General features: G+C 68.7%; 20 protein-coding genes and 2 tRNA genes. 17 read left to right on the top strand and 5 right to left on the bottom strand.

The features are described 5' to 3' along the window. Positions 1-56: 56 nt before the first annotated feature. From AC1RNQ_RS20155 to AC1RNQ_RS20165, 3 genes are all read left to right on the top strand, one after another. Positions 57-132 (top strand) — tRNA-Glu (locus AC1RNQ_RS20155). 17 nt (positions 133-149) lie between these two features. Beyond that, positions 150-224, top strand: a tRNA-Glu gene (locus AC1RNQ_RS20160). 130 nt (positions 225-354) lie between these two features. Further along, entirely contained in the window at positions 355-1,008 is a 654-nt protein-coding gene (locus tag AC1RNQ_RS20165) for a response regulator transcription factor (RefSeq protein WP_493174068.1), read from the top strand. Positions 1,009-1,192: 184 nt separating this feature from the next. Here the strand turns inward: AC1RNQ_RS20165 and AC1RNQ_RS20170 are convergent, their stop codons facing one another. Together AC1RNQ_RS20170 and AC1RNQ_RS20175 are read right to left on the bottom strand one after the other, a co-directional pair. Then, positions 1,193-2,242, bottom strand: a complete 1,050-nt coding sequence (locus AC1RNQ_RS20170) for an ACP S-malonyltransferase (protein WP_493174070.1) — start codon at positions 2,240-2,242, stop codon at positions 1,193-1,195. Positions 2,243-2,355: 113 nt separating this feature from the next. After that, positions 2,356-4,563, bottom strand: a complete 2,208-nt coding sequence (locus AC1RNQ_RS20175) for a thiamine pyrophosphate-dependent enzyme (protein WP_493174072.1) — start codon at positions 4,561-4,563, stop codon at positions 2,356-2,358. Positions 4,564-4,601: 38 nt separating this feature from the next. On the opposite strand from AC1RNQ_RS20175, the gene AC1RNQ_RS20180 reads away from it, so the two are divergent. The 8 genes from AC1RNQ_RS20180 (at position 4,602) to AC1RNQ_RS20215 (ending at position 12,077) form a co-directional block, all read left to right on the top strand. Continuing rightward, positions 4,602-5,432, top strand: a complete 831-nt coding sequence (locus AC1RNQ_RS20180) for a DUF4129 domain-containing protein (protein ID WP_493174074.1) — start codon at positions 4,602-4,604, stop codon at positions 5,430-5,432. Continuing rightward, complete coding sequence (locus AC1RNQ_RS20185) at positions 5,429-6,667, top strand: DUF4350 domain-containing protein (protein WP_493174076.1); 1,239 nt, start codon at positions 5,429-5,431, stop codon at positions 6,665-6,667. Before AC1RNQ_RS20180 ends, AC1RNQ_RS20185 begins: the two co-directional genes overlap by 4 nt. A gap of 85 nt (positions 6,668-6,752) precedes the next feature. Further along, positions 6,753-7,649, top strand: coding sequence for an AAA family ATPase (locus AC1RNQ_RS20190; protein WP_493174216.1), 897 nt, complete (start codon positions 6,753-6,755; stop codon positions 7,647-7,649). Then, complete coding sequence (locus tag AC1RNQ_RS20195; RefSeq protein ID WP_493174078.1) at positions 7,646-8,962, top strand: DUF58 domain-containing protein; 1,317 nt, start codon at positions 7,646-7,648, stop codon at positions 8,960-8,962. The genes AC1RNQ_RS20190 and AC1RNQ_RS20195 overlap by 4 nt, the downstream gene beginning before the upstream one ends. Next, positions 8,962-9,999, top strand: coding sequence for a stage II sporulation protein M (locus AC1RNQ_RS20200; RefSeq protein WP_493174218.1), 1,038 nt, complete (start codon positions 8,962-8,964; stop codon positions 9,997-9,999). Before AC1RNQ_RS20195 ends, AC1RNQ_RS20200 begins: the two co-directional genes overlap by 1 nt. Next, entirely contained in the window at positions 9,996-10,865 is an 870-nt protein-coding gene (locus AC1RNQ_RS20205) for an RDD family protein (protein WP_493174080.1), read from the top strand. The genes AC1RNQ_RS20200 and AC1RNQ_RS20205 overlap by 4 nt, the downstream gene beginning before the upstream one ends. Next, complete coding sequence (locus AC1RNQ_RS20210; RefSeq protein WP_493174082.1) at positions 10,852-11,553, top strand: nitroreductase; 702 nt, start codon at positions 10,852-10,854, stop codon at positions 11,551-11,553. Before AC1RNQ_RS20205 ends, AC1RNQ_RS20210 begins: the two co-directional genes overlap by 14 nt. Next, the gene (locus AC1RNQ_RS20215; RefSeq protein WP_493174084.1) at positions 11,550-12,077 is read left to right on the top strand and encodes a hypothetical protein; all 528 of its coding nucleotides are present in this window, start codon (positions 11,550-11,552) and stop codon (positions 12,075-12,077) included. The genes AC1RNQ_RS20210 and AC1RNQ_RS20215 overlap by 4 nt, the downstream gene beginning before the upstream one ends. A gap of 135 nt (positions 12,078-12,212) precedes the next feature. On the opposite strand, the gene AC1RNQ_RS20220 is transcribed toward AC1RNQ_RS20215, so the two are convergent. Then, positions 12,213-12,647, bottom strand: coding sequence for a hypothetical protein (locus tag AC1RNQ_RS20220; RefSeq protein ID WP_493174086.1), 435 nt, complete (start codon positions 12,645-12,647; stop codon positions 12,213-12,215). A 107-nt stretch (positions 12,648-12,754) separates the two neighbouring features. On the opposite strand from AC1RNQ_RS20220, the gene gyrB reads away from it, so the two are divergent. Both gyrB and AC1RNQ_RS20230 read left to right on the top strand, forming a co-directional pair. After that, on the top strand, positions 12,755-15,331 hold the full coding sequence (gene gyrB / locus AC1RNQ_RS20225; RefSeq protein ID WP_493174088.1) for a DNA topoisomerase (ATP-hydrolyzing) subunit B: 2,577 nt from the start codon (positions 12,755-12,757) through the stop codon (positions 15,329-15,331). Between the two features lie 88 nt (positions 15,332-15,419). Beyond that, complete coding sequence (locus tag AC1RNQ_RS20230; protein WP_493174090.1) at positions 15,420-15,809, top strand: septal ring lytic transglycosylase RlpA family protein; 390 nt, start codon at positions 15,420-15,422, stop codon at positions 15,807-15,809. Between the two features lie 179 nt (positions 15,810-15,988). On the opposite strand, the gene AC1RNQ_RS20235 is transcribed toward AC1RNQ_RS20230, so the two are convergent. After that, the gene (locus tag AC1RNQ_RS20235; protein ID WP_493174092.1) at positions 15,989-16,915 is read right to left on the bottom strand and encodes a glutaminase; all 927 of its coding nucleotides are present in this window, start codon (positions 16,913-16,915) and stop codon (positions 15,989-15,991) included. A 99-nt stretch (positions 16,916-17,014) separates the two neighbouring features. Between AC1RNQ_RS20235 and AC1RNQ_RS20240 the strand changes: the two genes are divergently transcribed. Genes AC1RNQ_RS20240 through AC1RNQ_RS20250 form a run of 3 tightly spaced genes read left to right on the top strand, consistent with a single transcriptional unit; the run spans position 17,015 to position 18,290 of the window. After that, the gene (locus AC1RNQ_RS20240; protein ID WP_493174094.1) at positions 17,015-17,488 is read left to right on the top strand and encodes a VOC family protein; all 474 of its coding nucleotides are present in this window, start codon (positions 17,015-17,017) and stop codon (positions 17,486-17,488) included. Continuing rightward, the gene (locus AC1RNQ_RS20245) at positions 17,485-17,826 is read left to right on the top strand and encodes an ArsR/SmtB family transcription factor (RefSeq protein ID WP_493174096.1); all 342 of its coding nucleotides are present in this window, start codon (positions 17,485-17,487) and stop codon (positions 17,824-17,826) included. The genes AC1RNQ_RS20240 and AC1RNQ_RS20245 overlap by 4 nt, the downstream gene beginning before the upstream one ends. Continuing rightward, positions 17,823-18,290 (top strand): SRPBCC domain-containing protein, encoded by a 468-nt coding sequence (locus tag AC1RNQ_RS20250; RefSeq protein WP_493174098.1) that lies wholly within the window; start codon positions 17,823-17,825, stop codon positions 18,288-18,290. Before AC1RNQ_RS20245 ends, AC1RNQ_RS20250 begins: the two co-directional genes overlap by 4 nt. A gap of 33 nt (positions 18,291-18,323) precedes the next feature. Here the strand turns inward: AC1RNQ_RS20250 and AC1RNQ_RS20255 are convergent, their stop codons facing one another. Then, on the bottom strand, positions 18,324-18,764 hold the full coding sequence (locus AC1RNQ_RS20255; RefSeq protein WP_493174100.1) for a hypothetical protein: 441 nt from the start codon (positions 18,762-18,764) through the stop codon (positions 18,324-18,326). Positions 18,765-19,000: 236 nt separating this feature from the next. Between AC1RNQ_RS20255 and AC1RNQ_RS20260 the strand changes: the two genes are divergently transcribed. Continuing rightward, positions 19,001-21,406: a ligase-associated DNA damage response DEXH box helicase gene (locus AC1RNQ_RS20260; protein ID WP_493174102.1), complete on the top strand. Its 2,406-nt coding sequence runs from the start codon at positions 19,001-19,003 to the stop codon at positions 21,404-21,406. Positions 21,407-21,414: the final 8 nt, after the last annotated feature.

A 21,414-nucleotide genomic window follows, 5' to 3' on the forward strand; every position in this document is an offset into this window, starting at 1 on the left:
GCGAAGCGCTTGACCGCGCCGATATGCGAGTCTAAGGCGCCCGCTCACCGAACGACGGCCCCTTCGTCTAGCGGTCTAGGACGTCGCCCTTTCACGGCGAAAACACGGGTTCGAGTCCCGTAGGGGTCACCATCGGCGGTCGCTTGCGCGGCCCCTTCGTCTAGCGGTCAGGACGCGGCCCTCTCACGGCTGAAACACGGGTTCGATTCCCGTAGGGGTCACCAACGCTCACAATTCAGATACTCCGCCCCGCCGCGGCCCGATAGGGATCGCGCAATCCCTCTTCTCCGATCTGGCGCCGGCGCGGAAGTATCTGCGCTGTCCGCGCGCGGCCGGGCACGGCAGCAGGGAGGGGTGAGCGAGGACCATGGCCAGATCCAGCTGATATTGCCCGACGCGATCGAGCGCAGCGCCTGTTTCCGCGCGCTCGTCGCGGGGGTGCCGCGCGTCGTGCGCGGCTTTGCGAGCGCCGACGATTATCTGGCGGCAGGCGCCGAGGCGGCGGGTGGCATCGTGCTGATGCACTGGGACCAGCCGGGATGCACCGGCGGCGCGGCGTTGCTCGAGCGCATCTGCGGGCGGCCCGACATCGTGCTGCTCGTCGCCGCCGAGCGGCTGGGCATGGCCGAAGCGCGCACGGTCCTGCGCGGCGGCGCCTATGACCTGCTGCCCGCGCCGCTCGACCCGCGGCGGGTGCGCCCGGCGATCGACGCCGCGATCGACGAATGGCGGCTGCGCCGGCAGGCCGAGACGCGGCGGCGCGAGGCGACCGCGCGGCTGGCGGCGCTGACCCCGCGCGAGCAGGATATCCTCGATGCGATCGCGGCGGGGCTGGGCAATAAGGCCATTGCCCGCAGGCTCGAACTCAGCCCGCGCACGGTCGAGGTGCACCGCGCGAACATCATGCGCCGCGCCGAAGCGGGGAGCATCGCCGAGCTGCTGCGGCTGCGCTTTATGGCCGAAATGGGAGCGGGCCCGGCGCCCGACATGGTCCGTTACGGAGCATGATCGCCGCCGCGGCGCGACCGCGGGACCGGCAAGCGTCCTAAAGACAGGATGAACGGCGCCGTGCCCCTGAGTTGGTCCCCGGGGGCGCTGCCGTTCGATCGCGCGGCCAAGCCACCCACGCGGCCGTTCCAACCACCGGCGGGGCCGGCGAGGGTCCCCCTTCGCCGGCCCCAACGGGCGACTCCTACCGCATGACCAGCGCGCGCTGTTCGGCGCGGCCCATCGACAGCAGGATCGGGTCCGACGCCTGCCGCGCCATGAAGTCGGCCTTGCCGGCGATCCCCTGCCATTCGATGCCGATCAGCGACTGCGCGATCGCGCCGCCGAGCGTGTCGCCGGGGCCGGGCAGGATGACGACGTCGGGGGCGAATTCCTTGACCGCGACCTGCACCGACAGCGCGAAGTCGTAAGGCGCGAGGATCTGGTGGCCGAAGCTATAGTCCCAGACCTGGGCGGGATCGCTGGCGAAGCGCCGCCAGATATGGCCGCGGCCATCGACCATCGGGATCGCGGGGGCGACGAAGAGCGAGGCGGGGAGTTCGGCCTTCGCCTTGTCCGAGCTGCCGAACATCAGCGGCGTATGGAAGGGGCCGTGGCCCGCGAGGCGCAGCGGATCGCGGCCGGGGGTCGGCGGTGCCTCGGCGAGCAGCGCGGCGAGGCCTTCCTCATTGCCCGCGAGGACGAGCATGCCCGCGAGATCGATCGACAGCGCGAGGGCGTGGCCGGCGCGCGCCGCGATGGACGCGACGAGGTCGAGCAGCCGGTCGCGCAGGCCCGGAACGGGGCGCCAGTCCTCGTCGACGACCTGCAGCAATATCTGCCCGCCGGGGCCGTGCGTCTGGCTGTTGAGGCCCATCGCGTTGCTGATGCGAAAGCCGTCGGCGACCGACACCGCGCCGCCGAGCGCGAGCGCGCTATACCAGCCCATCGAATTGCCCGCGACCGCGACCACGTCGAACCTGTCGCGGTCGATGCTGAGATAATCGAGCGCGGTGGCGGTGTAGATCAGCGGCGCCGCGACATCGCCGCGCATATGGGTCGCGACGCTGAAGCGGTCGGCGCCGTCGAGTTCGGTGACCGTCGGCTGGCCGCGCTCGGTGCGCTGGGCGTCGAAATTGGCGATGAGGTCGGCAAAGCGCGCGCCGTGGAGCCGCGCGATGCTGCCGAGTTCGTTCTTGCCATAGGTGCCGCGGCCGGGGGCGACGACGAGCGCGGTTTTCTTTGCTGCGGTCATCGCTACCCTCTCATCCGTTCGTGCTGAGCTTGTCGAAGCACTGTTCTTCCTTCTGCGTCGTCAAAGATAAAGGACGGCCCTTCGACAAGCTCAGGGCGAACGGCTTGTGAATATCAGCTCTTGGCCAGAAGCTCTCGAGCGGCAGCGACGATCGAATCGCGGCTGGGGAGCGTCAGCGTCGCCGCGCGGCCGAGCGGGATGAAGCTGTCGTCGGCGGCGATCCGCTTGAGCTTCTTGTCGGGGGTGCGCTCGACGAAACTCGCCATCAGCGCCTCGCTCTGCGAGCCGGTGATGCGGCATTCGTCGACGATCAGGATGCGCTTGGCTTCGCCGACCGCCGCGACGAGCTTGTCCTCGTCGACCGGGCCGAGCCAGCGCAGGTCGATCACGCGCGCCTTGACGCCGTCCTCGGCGAGCAGTTTCTCGGCCTGCCGCGACAGATAAGTGCCGTTGCCGTAGGTCACGATCGCGAGATCGGTGCCGTCGCCGTGGACGCCGACGTCGCCAAAGCCGATCGGCGCGCCTTCGCCCGGCGCCTCATAGACGCTGGTCCACAGGCCGTCGCCTTCTTCGTGCAGGTCGCGCGTCATGTAGAGCGCGATCGGTTCGACGAACACCACCACCCGCTGTTCCTCGCGCGCCAGGCGAACGCATTCGCGGAGCATCGCGACCGCATCGCGGCCGTTCGACGGCACCGCGAGGATCACCCCGGGGATGTCGCGGAAGACCGCGAGGCTGTTGTCGTTGTGGAAATGGCCGCCGAAGCCCTTCTGGTAACCGAGCCCCGCGATGCGGATCACCATCGGGTTGGTATATTGTCCGTTCGAGAAGAAGCTCAATGTCGCCGCCTCGCCGCGGATCTGGTCCTCGGCATTGTGGACATAAGCGAGGAACTGGATCTCGGGCATGGGCACGAAGCCGTTGTGCGCCATGCCGATCGCGAGACCGAGGATCGCCTGCTCGTCGAGCAGGGTGTTGATCACGCGCGACGAGCCGAAGCGCTGGTGGAGTTTCGCGGTGACGTTGTAGACGCCACCCTTCGGCCCGACATCCTCGCCCATGACGGCGATTTCCTTGTGCGCGAGCATCAGGTCGGCGAGTGCCCAGGAGAGGAGCCGCGCCATGTGCATCGGCTTGTCCATCTGCGCCGCGTCGCTGCCGAACATCGCCTTGCGATCCTCGGCCGAGGGGGTATTGGCGCGCATGACCTCGCGCTTCGGCGGGACGAGGCTGGCCATCACATGCGTCGGTGTCGTGATCTTGGGACGCAGAATCGCCGCCTCGGCTTGCCGCGCGAGCGTCGCGCCGATCTCTTCATAGGCTTCGGCGATCTCGGCGGCGGTCATCCAGCCCTGCCCGGCCATCAGCGCCGCGCCCTTGAGCAGCGGATCGCGCGCCTCGTCCGATTCGATCAGCGCCTTGGGCAGATAGGCGCCCTGTACGTCCGAACCGGCGTGGCCATAGAGACGCACGGTCGCCATGTGGAGGAAGACGGGCTTGCGGGTACGGCGCGCATGGTCGGCGGCTTCCTTTGCCCCGGCATAGGCCGCGGCGAGGTCGGTGCCGTCGCACTGGATATAGTGGAGCCCCGCGCGGTGGCGGAACTGCGCCTCGATCCAGCCCGTCGGGGTGCGTGTCGAAATGCCGATGCCATTGTCTTCGCAGAGGAAGATCAGCGGCATCGGCGAGCCCTGGAACGCCGCCCAGCCCGCGGTGTTGAACGCGCCCTGCGCGGTCGAATGGTTCGCCGAGGCATCGCCGAAGCTGGTCAGCACCACGGCATCGTCAGGCAGCGGCAGGTCCTTCATGCCATTGCGGCGCGCGATGCCGATCGAGAAGGCCGCGCCGACCGCCTTGGGCAGATGCGAGGCGATGGTCGAGGTCTGCGGCGGGATGGCGAGCGGTTTCGAGCCGATCACCTTGTGCCGGCCGCCCGAGATCGGGTCATCGGACGAGGCGGCGAAGCTGAGCAGCATGTCCCACGTCGGGGTACCCCCCGGAAGCTGGCGCGCGCGGTGGAGCTGGAAGGCGTTCGAGCGATAATGGAGGAAGGCCATGTCGGTGACGCGCAGCGCCGCGGCGACCGCGGCATTGCCTTCATGCCCCGACGAACCGATCGTATAGAAGCCCTCGCCGCGCGCCTGCAGATGGCGCGACAGCCGGTCCATCTGGCGGCTGGTCAGCTGCGACAGGAAGATGTCGGTCGCCTCGGCGCGCGACAGGCCGATCGCCGCGGGGTCCGGCGCATCGGCGCGGCCGGGCAGCCGGCCTTCCGCCAGTGCGGCGAGGAATTTTTCATGTACCGCCTGCGCCGCGTCCACGCCGGTCCTCCCATATCATCGTCGTTGCAGGCGTAACCATGTGCCGCTTCGTCGCGGCGCGCTATTATGGCGCGTGGGCGCTTGCAAGCATCTCTTGCCATCGCGCCGCCGGGCGCGCTACCACCAACGGCAATGACGATGCGGGGCCGGGCACTCTTTTCAACATGATATCGCTGTGGATCGCCCAGGCGTCGGCCGCCGCCGAAACCCCGCGCGAAGGCGGCGAAGGCTGGCTCGTCGATCCTGAACTCGTCGAGCCGGGCTATGTGCAGACGATGGCGGGCGGCACGATCCAGACCGAATTTCCGCCGCCGCCGCCGGTGCCCGAAACCCCCGGCTGGCTGGCCGCGATCGGGCGGGGCATCCGCAACCTGTTCGAATTCCTCGCTCCCGCGGCGCAGCCTTTGCTGTGGATCGCGGGGATCCTGCTCGTCCTGCTATTGCTCTATCTGTTCGTCCCCGCCTTTGCGACCTGGGTCGACGACCTGCGTCTGCGCCGCAAGCGCGGCGCGGCGGACGAGGAAGAGCTGGTCGGGCAGGCCGAGGCCGGCGCGGCGCGCGCACTGCTCGCCGAGGCCGATGCACTGGCGGCGGCGGGGCGTTTCGCCGAGGCCGCGCATTTGCTGCTCTATCGCAGCGTCGAGGATATCGAGGGCCGCCGCCCCGGGCTGGTCAAGCCCGCGATGACCTCGCGCGAGCTGGCGGGCGCGACCGACCTGCCCGCGGTCGCGCGCGAGGCGTTCAGCCGCATCGCGCGCGCGGTCGAGATCAGCCTGTTCGGCGGCCGCGCGATCGACGCCGGCGCCTGGGAACAATGCCGCGCCGCCTATGCCGAGATGACGGTGCCGAAGAATTGGGCGCGCGCATGAGCGGCGAGACGGCGAGCGGCGAGGGCGCCTTCAACCCGCGGCTGATCGCCGGCGTGGTCGTGATCGGCATCATCGCCTTCATCGCGCTGTGGGCGCTGGTCGCGCTCGGCCCACAGCTGAGCAGCGGCAAGGACGGCCAGGGTCATGCGCTGTCGAAGGCGGCGCCGGGCTATGCCGGGATCGTCGATCTGGTCGAACGCGCGGGCGCGACGGTCGATATCCGGCGCGGCATCGAAACCTATAGCTATGACGATTATCAGCCGCTGATCGTCCTGACCCCGAAACACGACACGCGTCCCGAAGAAATCGCCGAGCTGCTCGCGAACGCCGGGGGCTCGCCGGTGCTGATCATCTTGCCCAAATGGCGGGCGATGCGCATCCCGGGGAGCGACACCAAACCCGGCTGGGTCAGCGTCGGCGCCCCGGTCGTGCCGCCGTCGAAGCTGCTGCCCGAGACGTCCTTCGGCAAGGTCAAGATCGAGGCGTCGAAGGGCCAGGCAGCGGAGGCCCCGGCATGGGTCGCGGGGCGCCAGATCAGCCTGTCGCTGCCTGCCGGGGTGCAGACGGTATCGGGCGACGCGATCGAGACGCTGGCCGCGGCGCCGGGCGGCGGCGCGGTGCTGGCGCGGTCGCGCGAACGCGACGTCTATATTCTCGCCGACCCCGATTTGATCAACAATTTCGCCTTTGCCAGCCGCGACCGCGCGCGCGGCGCGGCGATGCTGATCGACGGGATCGCCGAGGACGCCGACGCCGACAGCATCGCCTTCGACGTGACCTTGAACGGGCTCGGCGGCGGACGTTCGCTGCTCCGCTTCGCTTTCGTCCCGCCGTTCATCGGTATCACCTTGTGCCTGATCGCGGCGGGGCTGTTCGCGCTGTGGCAGGCGTGGGCGCGCTTCGGCCCGGCGCTGAGGCCCGAGCGCGCCATCGCGGTGTCGAAGGCGGCATTGATCGCGAACAGCGCCGACCTGATCAAGCAGGCCGAGCGCGAGCTGGAGGGCGCCGACAGCTATGTCGCGAGCCTGCGCGGTGCGATCGCGCGGCGGCTGCACGCCCCCGCGGGGCTCGACGCCGCCGCGACCGACAGCTGGATCGACCGGCATCTGCCGCCGGGCGGCGACCTGTTTTCCTCGCTCGCGCGGCGGCTGCCGCTCGCGCGCAACAAGCATGAATTCCTCGCAGACGCGCAGGCGCTGCACGACATCAGGAAGGACTTAATCCGTGACAGCTGATCTACTCGCCAAGGGCGACGGGGCCAAGGGCGTCGAGCGCGTGCAGGCGCTGGGCGCCGCGATCGACGCCGAGGTCGCCAAGGCGGTGTTCGGCCAGCAGCCGCTGACGCGGATGGTGACGATCGCGCTGCTCGCGGGCGGCCATGTGCTGCTCGAAGGGCCGCCGGGAACCGCCAAGACCCTGCTCGCGCAGGCCTTCGCGCGCGCGAGCGGGCTCGATTTCGGGCGCATCCAGTTCACCCCCGACCTGATGCCGGGCGATATCCTGGGGTCGAACCTGTTCAACTTCCAGACGTCGAGCTTCACCCTTACCAAGGGGCCGATCTTCACCGAACTGCTGCTCGCCGACGAAATCAACCGCACCCCGCCCAAGACGCAGGCGGCTTTGCTCGAGGCGATGCAGGAGCGGCGCGTGACGATCAACGGCGAGGCGCATGTGATGAGCCCGCGTTTCACCGTGCTCGCGACGCAGAACCCGATCGAGCAGCAGGGCGTCTATCCGCTGCCCGAGGCGCAGCTCGACCGCTTCCTGTTCAAGCTGGTGGTCGATTATCCGGCGATCGAGGAGGAACGGCGGATCGTCGCCGAGCATGGCGGGCGCTTCAAGAGCCCCGCGGTCGCCGACTTCGGGGTGGCGCAGGTCGCCGATGCCGCGACGATCGGCGAGGCGATCGACATCATCTCGAACGTCCGGCTGGCCGACGAGATCGTCGATTATATCGTAAGGCTGGTCCGCGCGACGCGCGAGAGCGCCGACCTGGAGTGCGGCGCGAGCCCGCGCGCCGCCTCGCTGCTCGCGCGCGCCGCGAGCGCGGCGGCGGCGCTCGACGGGCGCGATTATGTGATCCCCGACGATATCCAGCGCCTCGCCGCCGGCGTGCTGCGCCACCGCGTGATCCTGTCGGCCGCGGCCGAGATCGAGGGGCGTAGCGTCGAACAGGTCGTCGGCGCGCTGCTCGAACGCGAGGAAGTCCCGCGGTGATCTACCCGACCCGCCGGGCGATTTTCTTGCTGCTGCTTGGCGCCCCCGTGGCGCTCCTGCTCGGGCTGATCCGGCCCGAGCTGTGGCTGTTCGCGCCCGGCTGGATCGCTTTCCTGGTCGCCTGTCTGCTGGTCGACGGCCTCGCCGGCGCGCATCCGCGCCATCTGACGCTCGACGCCAAATATCCGCACCAGGTCGGGGTGGGCGATCCGTTCGACCTGCGGCTGACCGCGGCAAGCCCGCGCGGGGTGCCGAAGCACGCCGAGGTCGCGCTCGCCGTCGACGAGCGGCTGGCGGTCGGAGGCCGGCTCACCGACGAAATGCGCGCCGCCGACGGGGGGCCGCTGACGCGGATGATGCCGCTGGCGGCGAGCCGGCGCGGCAAGGCGGTGATCGACGCGGCGTGGATCCGCTGGCGCGGGCCGCTGGGGCTGGTGTGGAAACAGCGCAAGTTCGGCGTCGATGGCAGCATCGCGGTCGTCCCCAGCCTGCGCGCGGTGACCGAGGAGGGCAGCCGGCTGTTCCAGCGCAACAGCTGGTTCGGGCTGCGCCAGCAGCGCATCCGCGGCGAGGGCGCCGAATTCGAGGCGCTCGCCGAGTTTCAGCCGGGTATGGACCGGCGGTCGATCGACTGGAACGCGACCGCGCGCCATGTGAAGTTGCTCGCCAAGGAATATCGCGTCGAACGCGACAATCGCGTCGTGCTGGCGATCGACGGCGGACGGACGATGGCCGAGGCCGTCGACGGCATGCCGCGCGTCGACCGCGCGGTGTCGGCGGCGCTGCTGCTCGCCTATGTCGGGCTGAAGATCAACGACCGGATCAGCCTGTTTTCCTTCGCGGCCAAGCCGCAGGCGATGACCCCCGCCTATATGCACACGCAGGATTTCCCGGCGCTGCAACGCGCCGCGAGCCTGATCGACTATGCCCCGGTCGAGAGCAATTTCACCCTCGCGCTGACGACGCTGTCGGCGCAGCTCAACCGCCGGTCGCTGATCATCCTGTTCACCGAATTCACCGACGCGACGAGCGCCGACCTGATGATCCGCGCGGCGGGGCGGCTGGTGAAGAAGCATCGGCTGCTGTTCGTCGTGCTCAAGGACGAGGAGCTGGAAAGCGAGGAACGGCGCCGCCCCGAAAGCGCGGCGGACGTCACCCGCTCGAACGTCGCCGCGGCGATGCTGCGCGACCGCCAGCTGGTCATCGCGCGGCTGCAGCGGCTGGGCGCCGACGTGCTCGAAGTGCCCGCCGATGCGATGGCGGGCGGGGTGATCGACGCCTATCTGAACATCAAGCGCGAGGGCAGCCTGTGATCGTGCCGTCCGTCCCCGCCGCCGCGATCGGCGCGCCGGCCTTCTCGACCGTGCGCTTCCGCGCCGAGCGCGAGGCCGACTGGATCGCCTTCGACGCGCTGCTGACGCGGCTCGAGAAAAAGGGCGCCAAGGGGCTGTCGAGCGAGGAACTGCTCCAGCTGCCGGTGCTCTATCGCGCCACCCTGTCGTCGCTGTCGATCGCGCGTGCGACGAGCCTCGACAAGGCGCTGCTCGACCATCTCGAAGCGCTGTCGATGCGCGGCTATTTCCTGATCTATGGCGTGCGCCAGTCGCGGCTCGACCGGCTGGCGCGCTTCTTCGCGCGCGACTGGCCGCTCGCGGTGCAGGCGGTGTGGAAAGAGACTTTGATCATCGCGCTGATCATCGTGCTGGGCGCGCTGACCAGCTGGTCGCTGGTCACCAACGACCCGCAATGGTTCTATAATTTCGTCGACGAGGGCATGGCGGGCGGGCGCGACCCGCGCGCGACCGCCGAATATCTCCGGTCGACCCTGGGCCATGGCAAGGCGGCGGCGGGCGAGGCGGACGGCGCGCTGCATATCTTCGCGACCTTCCTGTTCACGCACAACAGCGGCGTTTCGATCATGTCCTTCGCGCTGGGTTTCGCCTTCGGCATCCCGACGATGATGCTCGAATTCTACCAGGGCATCAACATCGGCGCGATCGTCGCCATCTTCACCTCCAAGGGGCTGGGCTATGATTTCGGCGGCTGGCTGTTCATCCACGGCACGACCGAGCTGTTCGCCGCCGCGCTGTCGGGGGCCGCGGGGCTGCGCATCGGCGCCGCGGTGGTCTTTCCGGGCGCGCGCAGCCGGTTGCAGGCCGCCTCCGACGCCGGACGCACCGCGGGCAAGGTGATGGTCGGGGTGATCATCATGCTGCTCGTCGCCGGGCTGCTCGAAGGCTTCGGGCGCCAGCTGATCACCGACACGGTGACGCGCTATGCGATCGGCACGGCGATGCTGCTCTTCTGGCTCGCTTACTATTATATCCCGCGCCGCGGCGAGGCCGCATGAGCGCCGCGTCCAACGCGCGCGAACGGCTGGAGCGCAAGGGGAAGCTGCGCCAGTTCATCACCCCCGAGGGGGTCGATCTGGAGCTGAAGATCGCGAGTTCGGGGCTGCGGTTCGGCGCGCTGGTCGTCGATATCGGGTTGATGGTCCTGGTGCTGTTCCTGTTCAGCCTGTTCATGCTGTGGATCGGCGTATCCTCGCAATCGTCGGTCGCGGTTTCGATCTGGCTGCTCGGCGCCTTCCTCCTGCGCACCTTCTGGTTCATCGGCTTCGAGCTGGGGCAGCGCGCCGCGACGCCGGGCAAACGGCTGATGGGCATCCGCGTCGTCGCGCGCGACGGCGGGCGGCTGACCGCCGACGCGGTGGTCGCGCGCAACCTGATCCGCGAGCTGGAGATGTTCCTGCCGCTGATGATGCTGGGCTTCGGCGCGGGCGAAGACAGCGTGTCGGGGCTGACCGTGGCGGCGGGCATCTTATGGTCGCTGACATTGAGCCTGTTCCTGCTGTTCAACAAGGACCGGATGCGGATGGGCGACCTGATCGCGGGGACCTGGGTCGTGATGGCGCAGCGCGTGCGGCTCGACCGCGATATCGCCGCCGAGGCCGACAGCACGGCGGCGATGCTATTCGGCGAGAACGAACTCGCGGTTTACGGCATTTACGAGTTGCAGGAGCTCGAGCGGGTCTTGCGCGTCCGCGATCCGCGCGCCATGCGCGAGGTCGCCGATACGATCCGCGCCAAGATCGGGCGGCCGGTGGCGGAGGAGGACGATGCCTTCCTCCTCTCCTATTACCGGCAGCTCAAGGCGCGGCTCGAACGCAAATTGCTGTTCGGCAAGCGGCGAGAGGATAAATATGCCAGCGACTGACACGTCCGCAGCTTCGGTGACCGAGGCGCTGCACAAGCGCCGCTCGGTGCGCGCCTTTGCCGACCGGCCGGTCGATCCCGCGCTGCTCGAGGCGGTTTTTGCCGCCGCGCAGCGCGCGCCGTCGGGGGGCAACCTCCAGCCCTGGCAGGCGGTGGTGCTGGCGGGCGAGCCCTGGCAGGCGGTGAAGGACGCCGTCGCGGCGCGCATCGCGATGGGGCGCGAGGGGCAACAGGCCGAATATGACATCTATCCCAAGGGGCTGACCGATCCGTGGGAGACGCGGCGCTTCGGGGTCGGCGAGGGGCTCTATGCCGCGCTCGGCATTCCGCGCGAGGACAAGAAGGGGCGGCTCGGCCAGTTCATGCACAATTACACCGGCTTCGGCGCGCCGGTGATGCTGTTCCTCCATTGCTCGCGGATCATGGGGCCGCCGCAATGGTCCGACATGGGGATGTGGCTGCAGTCGGTGATGCTGCTGCTCGTCGAGCACGGCCTCGCCAGCTGTCCGCAGGAATGCTGGGCGATGTATGGCGAAACCATCCGGCAGACGCTGGGCCTCGGCGACGAGCAGATCCTCTTCACCGGGCTGGCGATCGGTTACGCCGACGAAAGCGCCGCGGTGAACCAATGGCCGGTGCCGCGCGTTGGCCTCGATGAAGTGATCGACTGGCGGGGGTTTTCCCGATGAGCAGAAAGCGCGCCTGGTGGCGCTATGGCACGGCCCTGCCGATGACGCTGGCGATCGCGAGCTGCACCGCGGTGCCGACCCCGGCGCCGGTGCAGCAGCCGCGGCCCGTCGCGGTCGCGCCCGCCCCGGCGCCCTTGCCGCCCGCGTCGCCCGCCCGGCCGTGGGACCAGCGCCAGCTCGACGCCGGCGAATGGCGCTATGACGCGGGATCGCGCACCGCGCGCTTCGCGCAGGCGGGCGCCGCATCGCCGCTGGTGACGATGGTCTGCAGCGGCGGATCGATCGAGCTCGGCGCCGGGCTGGGCGCGGCCGATACGCCGCTCGACGTGCAACTGAGGACCAGCGCGGGGACCGACCCGCTGCGGCTGACCGGCGGGCGCGTCGCGCTCGGCGCGCGGGACGTGAAGCTCGACCGCATCGCCTTCAGCCGCGGGCGCTTCGCGCTCGAAGCGAGCAACGGCAGCACGCTGACGCTGCCCGTGCAGTCGGAGATCGGCCGGCTGATCGAGGATTGCCGGGGGTGAACCAGCCCTCCCCTTCAGGGGAGGGCAGCGAGACTTACGAACTTGTTCGTTAGTCGCAGCGGGTGGGGTCCATCGGCCTTGCTCTAAGCTGCGAGACCCCACCCCAACCCCTCCCCTGAAGGGGAGGGGCTTTATTCAGGCCCCCAGCCGGACCGTCCCGCCCTTGATCCAGCCCCAGCGGCACGGACCCTGATATTCGCGCGCGGTGCGGATCGGACGGCCGATGCCGCAGAGCGTGTCGTCCTGCCCCGCGGGCGGGAAGATCACCCCGAACCAGGCGTCGTCGTCGGTCGCCTCGCACAGCGACACGCGCACCCCGCCGGCGAGCTTCGCCTTGACCGCGCGCGTTTCGCCCGGCGCCCAATAGACGTCGGTGCCGCCGTCCTTGACGCGGCTGATGCTCGAACAGGCGGGAAGCTGGGGACCCTCAGTGCCGATCATCACCGGGCGCGACGCGAGCGGCTCGCCGGCGACGACCGGGGCATTGTCGGCGGGCGGCGCGGGCTGCGAACAGGCGGCGAGCGCGAAGGCGAGAAGGACGGCAAGCGAAGCGGGGAGACGATGGTTCATGAGCGCGAAACTAGCCGCCGCGGCGCGGCGGCGCAACGCCCCATGCCATGGGGGCGAGAGGCGCATTTTCGCTTGGGTTTTCGGGGCTCCGACCCTATATAATCGTTATGACGGACACCCCAGAAAATATGGCGCCGGTCGCGCCCGCCAACCAGCCCAACGCCAACGCCTATGGCGCCGATTCGATCAAGGTTCTGAAGGGCCTCGACGCGGTACGCAAACGGCCGGGCATGTATATCGGCGACACCGACGACGGGTCGGGGCTGCACCACATGGTGTTCGAGGTCAGCGACAATGCGATCGACGAAGCGCTCGCGGGGCATTGCGACCTCGTCCTGATCACGCTGAACAGCGACGGGTCGGTCAGCGTCGAGGACAATGGCCGCGGCATCCCGACGGGCATCCACGCCGAGGAAGGCATTTCGGCGGCCGAGGTCATCATGACCCAGCTCCACGCGGGCGGGAAGTTCGAGAACACCAGCGACGACAATGCGTACAAGGTGTCGGGCGGCTTGCACGGCGTCGGCGTCTCGGTCGTCAACGCGCTCAGCGAATGGCTCGAACTCACCATCTGGCGCGACGGCGAAGAACATTGGATGCGCTTCGAGCATGGCGATTCGGTCGCGCCCTTGAAGATCAACGGCCCCGCCCCGGCGGGCAAGAAGGGCACGCGCGTGACCTTCCAGGCGTCGACCGAGACCTTCAAGAACGTCCTCGAATTCGATTTCGAGAAGCTGGAGCATCGCTATCGCGAGCTGGCGTTCCTCAATTCGGGGGTGCGGATCAAGCTGGTCGATGCGCGCCATGCCGAGCATGTCAGCCACGACCTGTTCTACGAAGGCGGGATCGGCGCCTTCGTCCGCTATCTCGACCGCAACAAGACCGCGCTGCTGCCCGATCCGATCGCGATCAGCAGCGAGCGCGACGGCATCGGCATCGACGTCGCGCTCGAGTGGAACGACAGCTATTATGAAAATGTCCTCTGCTTCACGAACAACATCCCGCAGCGCGACGGCGGCACGCACCTCGCGGCGTTCCGCGCCGCGCTGACGCGCACGCTCAACGGCTATGGCGACAAGTCGGGCATCCTCAAGAAAGAGAAGGTCTCGCTGACCGGCGAGGATATGCGCGAAGGCCTGACCGCGATCGTGTCGGTCAAGCTGCCCGATCCGAAGTTCAGCTCGCAGACCAAGGACAAGCTCGTCTCGTCCGAGGTGCGCCAGCCGCTCGAAAGCCTGATGGCCGACCGGATGACCGAATGGCTCGAGGAAAATCCCGCTTATGCCAAGGCGGTGATCCAGAAGGTGATCGACGCCGCCGCGGCGCGCGAGGCCGCGAAAAAGGCGCGCGAACTGACGCGGCGCAAGGGCGCGATGGACATCGCGAGCCTGCCCGGCAAGCTCGCCGACTGCCAGGAACGCGACCCCACCAAATGCGAACTCTTCCTCGTCGAGGGCGATTCGGCAGGTGGCAGCGCCAAGCAGGGCCGCGACCGGCATGTGCAGGCGATCCTGCCGCTCAAGGGCAAGATTTTGAACGTCGAGCGCGCGCGTTTCGACCGCATCATCTCGTCGAAGGAAGTCGGGACGTTGATCCAGGCGCTCGGGACGGGCATCCGCGACGAGTTCAACCTCGAAAAGCTGCGCTATCACAAGATCGTGATCATGACCGACGCCGACGTCGACGGCGCGCATATCCGCACCTTGCTGCTCACCTTCTTCTATCGCCAGATGCCCGAGATCATCGAGGGCGGGCACCTCTACATCGCCCAGCCGCCGCTCTACAAGGTCGCGAAGGGGCGGAGCGAGGTCTATCTGAAGGACGACAGCGCGCTCGAAAATTACCTCGTCGACGGCGGCATCGACGCGCTGATGCTCGAAACCATGGGCGGCGCGCGGTCGGGCGCCGATCTGCGCAGCCTGATCGAGCATGGGCGGCGCCTCCGCGCGCTGATGCGCTATGTCCCGCGCGGCCATAATTACGAGCTGGTCGAAGCACTGGCGCTGAACGGCGCGCTCGATCCAGCGCTCGACAGCGCCGGACGCACCGCAGCCGGCATCCGCGCCGCCGAGTGGCTCAACGCCGCCGAGCGCGCGCTGACCGGCGGCGCCGAAGCGAAATGGACGATCGTCGCGGCAGGTGGCGGCTATACGCTCGAAAAGCGCTGGCGCGGGGTCAGCGACCATCATGCGATCGACGCTGCCTTCCTCGCGAGCCAGGAAGCGCGCCGGCTGCACACGCTCGCCGCCGAACAGGCCGAAACCTATGCCCATCCGGCGCGGCTGGTGAAGGGCAGCAGCGCCGCGGCACAGGCGGCCGACGCCGCCGCGCTCGCCGCCGCCGAGGCCGCCGAAGATGATGCCGAAGCGACCGACAGCGACCTGCCCGCCGCGAGCGGCGGCAAGGTCACGCCGATCACGCGCCCGTCCGAACTGCTCGAGGCGATTTTCGCGCACAGCCGCAAGGGGCTCGCGATCAGCCGCTACAAGGGGCTGGGCGAGATGAACGCCGAGCAGCTTTGGGAAACCACGCTCGATCCGTCGAACCGCTCGCTGCTGCGCGTCGAGGCCGAACAGGCCGACGTCGCGCACGAAATCTTCGAGCGGCTGATGGGCGACGAGGTCGAGCCGCGGCGCGATTTCATCCAGACCAACGCGCTCAGCGTGGCCAATCTCGACGTCTGACCGCAATTACCGCGCGGCGTAACGCGGCCCGGCTTGCCTTGGCGGGCCGGGCGCGGTTCGGTGGCGCCGGAGAACAGGGGAGGATGTCATGCGGGCGCTCTTGGCCATGCTGATGCCGGTACTGCTGGCGCTTCCGGCGACCGCGCAGGATGCGGGCGACGACGACGAGGTCGCCGCCGAAACCGAAGTCGCGACCGGAATGGCGAGCTATTACAGCCGCGAAATCGCCGGCAACCGCACCGCCAATGGCGAGGTCTGCGATCCGAACAAGCTGACCGCGGCGCACCGCACCCTGCCCTTCGGCAGCAAGGTGCGCGTGACCAATTTGTCGAACGGGCAGAGCGTCGTGGTGCGGATCAACGACCGCGGGCCGTTCGGGCGCGGACGGGTGATCGACATCAGCCACGCCGCGGCGAAGGAAATCGGCATGCACCGCAGCGGGACGGCGCGGGTGAGGCTGGCGTTGCTGGAGGATTGAGGCCCGATGACGGGCGTTATTCGCCGTTAGCTCCCCTCCCTGAAAGGGAGGGGCTGGGGGTGGGTTTGCCGCCGAAGGCGGCGCTCTGCCTCTTGCTCGCTGCGCTCGCTACCCACCCCTAACCCCTCCCTAGAAGGGAGGGGAATGGCTCAGTCCCACCCCGAAGCTCCCCCTCTCCGCTAATCGAACACCGACCAGCCCGCGGCATAGGCGAAATGTTCGAGCGCGATCGCGCCGACCAGCGAGGTCCCCGCCTCGTTGAGCCCCGGCGACCAGACCGCGATCGAGCCCTGCCCCGGCGCGATGCAGAGGATGCCGCCGCCGACCCCGCTCTTGCCCGGCAGGCCGACGCGGAAGGCGAATTCGCCGCTGTTGTCGTAATGGCCGCACAGCATCATGATCGCGTTGATGCGGCGCGCGCGGTGGGCTTCGAGGAGCTGCTCGCCGGTGCGCGGGTCGCGGCCTTCCATGGCGAGGAACAGCCCGGCGCGGGCGAGCTGGGTGCAGCCCATCGCGATCGCGCATTGGCGGAAATAGACGCCGAGCGCGGTCTCGACGGGATGCCGCAAATTGCCGAAGGCGTCCATGAAATGCGTCAGGCTGCGGTTGCGCGCGCCGGTTTCGGATTCGGAAAAGGCGACGTCGAGGTCGATATCGACCGCTTCGTCGCCGGCACGGGCGCGCATGAAGGCGAGGATTTCGTCGACCGTCTCATCCAGGTCGCGGCCGTCGATCAGCCGGTCAGTGGTGACGATCGCGCCGGCGTTGATGAAGGGGTTGCGCGGCACCCCCGCCTCGTTTTCGAGCTGGACGATCGAGTTGAACGCGCTGCCCGAGGGTTCGCGGCCGACGCTGTCCCAGAGCGAAGAACCGACGCGGCGGAGCGCGAGCGCGAGCGTGAAGACCTTCGACACCGACTGGATCGAGAAGGCCTCACCGGCATCGCCGGCGGTGTGCAGCGTACCGTCGGGGAGCGCGAGCGCCATGCCGAAGCGGTTCGGATCGACCTTCGCCAGCGCCGGGATATAGTCGGCGACCTTGCCCTGGCCGCGGTGCGGCAGCGCGATTTCATAAGCTTCGGCGAGGCAGCGGGCGAGGTCGGTCATGGCCCTATCCCTAGCAACTTCATTCGCGATTGCATGTATTTTCATTTATGCGAAAATATTGTACAGATACGAAATCATATCCGAATCGGGAGAAGAAACATGGTCGATCATCCGCGCGGCAAGGGGCTTTCGAGCGCCGTCTGTTACCAGGATGCCAAGGCGGCGTTCCGCTGGCTGGAGGAGGCGTTCGGCTTCGAACCCTTGTTCGTGCTGCTCGATGCCGAGGGCAATCTGGCGCATAGCGAGATGGGTTACGGCCATTCGACGATCATGGTCGGCAATGAATGGTCCGCCGACCACAAGAGCCCGAAGTCGCTGGGCGGCAAGAACAGCCAGACGGTGCATGTGCAGCTGGCGGTCGGCGAGGATATCGACGCGCATTGCGAAGTCGCGCGCGCCGCGGGGGCGGCGATCGTCGCCGAGCCCGAGACGCAATTCTACGGCGACCGCAGCTACCGCGCCAAGGACCCCGAGGGGCATATCTGGACCTTTGGCGTGACCGTCGAGGAAAAGAGCGCCGAGCAGTGGGATGCCGAGGGCGGTTTCACGACCAAGACGCGGCTCGACGATTGAGCGCCGAAAGATCGAGCGAGCGGGTCGACCGCGTCTTCGCGGCGCTCGCCGACCCGAAACGGCGGCGCGCGGTCGAGCTGCTGGGGCAGCGCCCGCACAGCGCGGGCGAGCTGGCGTCGGCGCTCGGCCTCGCGCCGCCGGCGATGAGCCGGCACCTGCGCGCGCTGAAGGAGGGCGGGCTGGTCGAGGACGGTTTCCAAGTCTTCGACGCGCGGGTGCGCATCTATCGGCTGAAGGACGGCGCGACCGCCGAACTCAAGCAATGGCTGGCCGAGACCGAGGCGCTATGGGCCGACCAGCTCGCGGCATTCAAGCGCCATATCGAGGGCGGCGCATGAACGCCGCGGTGATCGTCGCGCTGCGCGTCGCGGCCTCGCCGGCGCGCGCGTTCGACGTGTTCACGCGCGAGATCGGGCTGTGGTGGCAGAGCCATGCGCTGTTCGCGCTGTCGCGGCAGGGCGACGGCGAACTGCGCTTCGACCCCGAGGGCCCCGGCGGGCGGCTGGTGACGCGCTTCGCCGACGGGCACGAGTGGGAGATCGGCGCGGTGCGCTGCTGGGAGCCCGGCGAAAGGCTGGCGTTCGGCTGGCGGCTGCCGAGTTTCAAACCCGGGCAGACGACCGAGGTCGAGGTGCGCTTCGAGGCGGTCGGCGCCGAAACGCGGGTGACGGTCGAGCATCGCGGCTGGGATGCGATCCCGCAGAAGCATGTCGCGCGGCACGGCTTCGAGCTGATGCTGTTCCAGCGCCGGCTGGGCGAGCATTGGCGCGGGTTGCTGGGGAAGGTGGGGGCGCGGGTTTGAGCGATCCTCCCCCGCAGGGGGAGGATCGCTTCCCTAATTCGACACCTGCGCCTTCGCCATCGTGTCGATCGTCCGGTCGGCGCTCGCGAACAGCTCGGGCTGGCGCTCGCGGAAGCCTGCGCAGGTGGCGATGTCGGCGGCGAAGACGTCGGTCTTGCCTTCGACGCGCGCGAGCACCGCGTCCGAATCGGCGATGGCATTTTCGGCTTCGAACAAGGTCTTCAGTGTCTTCGCGTCGAATTTGTCGTCGGGCTTGTTCTCGGCGAGCGCGAGCATGATCATATAATATTGCAGGAAATGGCGCCCCGCGGCCAGCTGGGCCGCGCTGTCCTTCGGCGCGGCTTCGCTGGTCACCTGATAGACGGCGGCGCAGCGCAGCATGCCCGCGAGCTTCATCATCGGCTCTTCGGCGGCGACCGGCAACGGGAACAGCAGCGCCGCAGCGGCGCTCGCAGCCAGTGTGGATTTGAACATGAGCATCCCCCAAGGACGCGACCCCGGCGGGTGTATTGCGGGTTTTGGGGAGGTTGTCGATGGGCGTCCTTCCCCTCCCTGCAAGGGAGGGGTTGGGGGTGGGTACGAGCGAAGCGAGTTAACGCCATCTCGACAGGTCGCGGCGCCGCGGTGCGGCGCACCCACCCCCCAGCCCCTCCCTTGCAGGGAGGGGAGCGGCACTTGCTCCCATGCGCATATCATCCCACATCTCCCCCATGCCGCTGCCCGCCCCTTTCACCGACTGGTTCGCCGCGCGCGGGTGGCGGGTGCGGGGGCATCAGGCCGCTATGCTCGCGGCGGCGGCGCGCGGCGAGCATGCGTTGCTCGTCGCAGCGACGGGGGCGGGGAAGACGCTCGCGGGCTTCCTGCCGACGCTCGTCAATCTGGCGGCGCGTCCCTCCGACCGGCTGCACACGCTGTACGTGTCGCCGCTCAAGGCACTCGCCGCCGACGTCGAACGCAATTTGATCATACCGATCGAGGAGATGGGGCTCGCGATCAGCGTCGAGAGCCGCAGCGGCGACACATCGTCGGACAAGAAGGCGCGCCAGCGCAGCCGGCCGCCGAACATCCTGCTGACCACCCCCGAATCGCTGTCGCTTTTGCTCTCCTATCCCGACAGCTTCACCATGTTCGCCGATCTGCAGACCGTGGTGATCGACGAGATCCACGCCTTTGCGCCGGGCAAGCGCGGCGATTTGCTGAGCCTCGCGCTGGCGCGGCTGCGGCAGATCGTCCCCGGCATGCGCCGCGTCGGGCTGTCGGCGACGATCGCCGATCCGGCGCAATATGCCGAATGGCTCGCGCCCGAAGCCGCGGGCGACACGGTCACCATCGTCGCGGGCGAGGCGGGGGCCGACCCCGATATATCGATATTGCTGCCCGAGGGCGCGGTGCCCTGGGCGGGGCATTCGGGCCGCTATGCGGTGCACCAGGTGATGGCCGAGGTCGCGAAGAACCGTACGACGATCATCTTCTGCAACACGCGCGGGCTGGCCGAGCTGATCTTTCAGGAATTGTGGAAGGTCAACGACCTGTCGCTGCCGATCGCGATCCATCACGGCAGCCTCGACCGCGAGGCGCGCCAGCGCGCCGAGGCGGCGATGGCCGAGGGGCGGCTGCGCGCGCTGGTCGCAACGTCGAGCCTCGATTTGGGGCTCGACTGGGGCGACGTAGACTGCGTGATCCAGATGGGCGCGCCCAAGGGGTCGTCGCGGCTGCTCCAGCGGATCGGGCGCGCCAACCACCGCCTCGACGAGCCGAGCAAGGCGCTGATCGTGCCGGGCAACCGCTTCGAATATCTCGAGGCGCAGGCGGCCTTGGACGCCGTGGGCGCGGGCGAGCGCGACGCCGACCGTTTCCGCCCCGGCGCGCTCGACGTACTGGCGCAGCATGTGATGGCGCTCGCCTGCGCCGCGCCCTTTGCCGAGGCGGAATTGCTCGAAGAGATCCGCTCGGCGGCGCCCTATCGCTGGGTCAATGCCACGACCTTCGCGCGGCTGCTCGGCTTCGTGCGCGACGGGGGCTATGCGCTCAAAAGCTACGACGGCTTCCGCCGCCTCGCCCCCGACGGGCAAGGCCGCTGGCGGATTGCGCATCCGCGATTGGCGGCGCAGCACCGGCTCAACGCCGGGATCATCGTCGACGCGCCGACGCTCGACGTGCGCTTCAAGAACGGGCGCAGATTAGGGAGCGTCGAGGAATATTTCGCGAGCACGCTGAGTCCCGGCGACACTTTCGCCTTTGCGGGGCTCAGCCTCGAGGTCGAGGCGATCCGCGACATGGACCTGCTGGTGCGCGCGACGACGCGGCCGGCGCGCATCCCCTCCTATGTCGGCGCGCGCATGGCGCTGACGACGCGGCTCGCCGACCGCGTGCGCGCTTTCCTCGCCGAGCCCGAAAGCTGGGCGCGCTTTCCCGCGGATGTGCGCTTCTGGCTGGAGATGCAGCAGTTGCGCTCGGTGTTGCCGCGCCCCGGCGAATTGCTGGTCGAGACCTTTCCGCACGAGGGCAATCATTATCTCGTCGCCTATCCGTTCGAGGGGTGGAATGCGCATCAGTCGCTGGGCATGCTGATTTCGAAGCGGATGGAGCGCGCGGGGTTGCAGCCGCTCGGCTTCGTCGCGTCGGACTATGCGCTGGCGATCTGGTCGCTGCGCCCGGTGACCGACCCCGCGGCCTTGTTCGACGCCGCGATCCTCGAGGACGAGTTCGTCGAGTGGGTCGAGGGGTCGCATTTGCTCAAGCGTGCGTTCCGCGAGGTCGCAGTGATCGGCGGGCTGATCGAGCGCCAGCATCCGGGCAAGCGCAAGACGGGCAAGCAGGTGACCTTTTCGACCGACCTGATCTTCGACGTGCTGCGCAAGTACGAGCCCGACCATCTGCTGCTCGAGGCGGCCTGGGCCGATGCGCGCGAGCGGCTGACCGACGTCGCGCGCCTCGGCGACCTGCTCGACCGCGCGGCGGGGACGATGCTGCACCAAAGGCTCGAGCGGATCAGCCCGCTGGCGATCCCGGTGCTGGTGCTGATCGGGCGCGAAAATGTCGCCGCGGCGGATATCGACGACGCGCTGCTGGGGGAATTGGCGGATGAGCTGGCGGAGGCGGCGATGGGGGTTTGAGAGGCGAA

This window comes from Sphingopyxis sp. GW821-FHT12F08 (genome assembly GCF_058806755.1).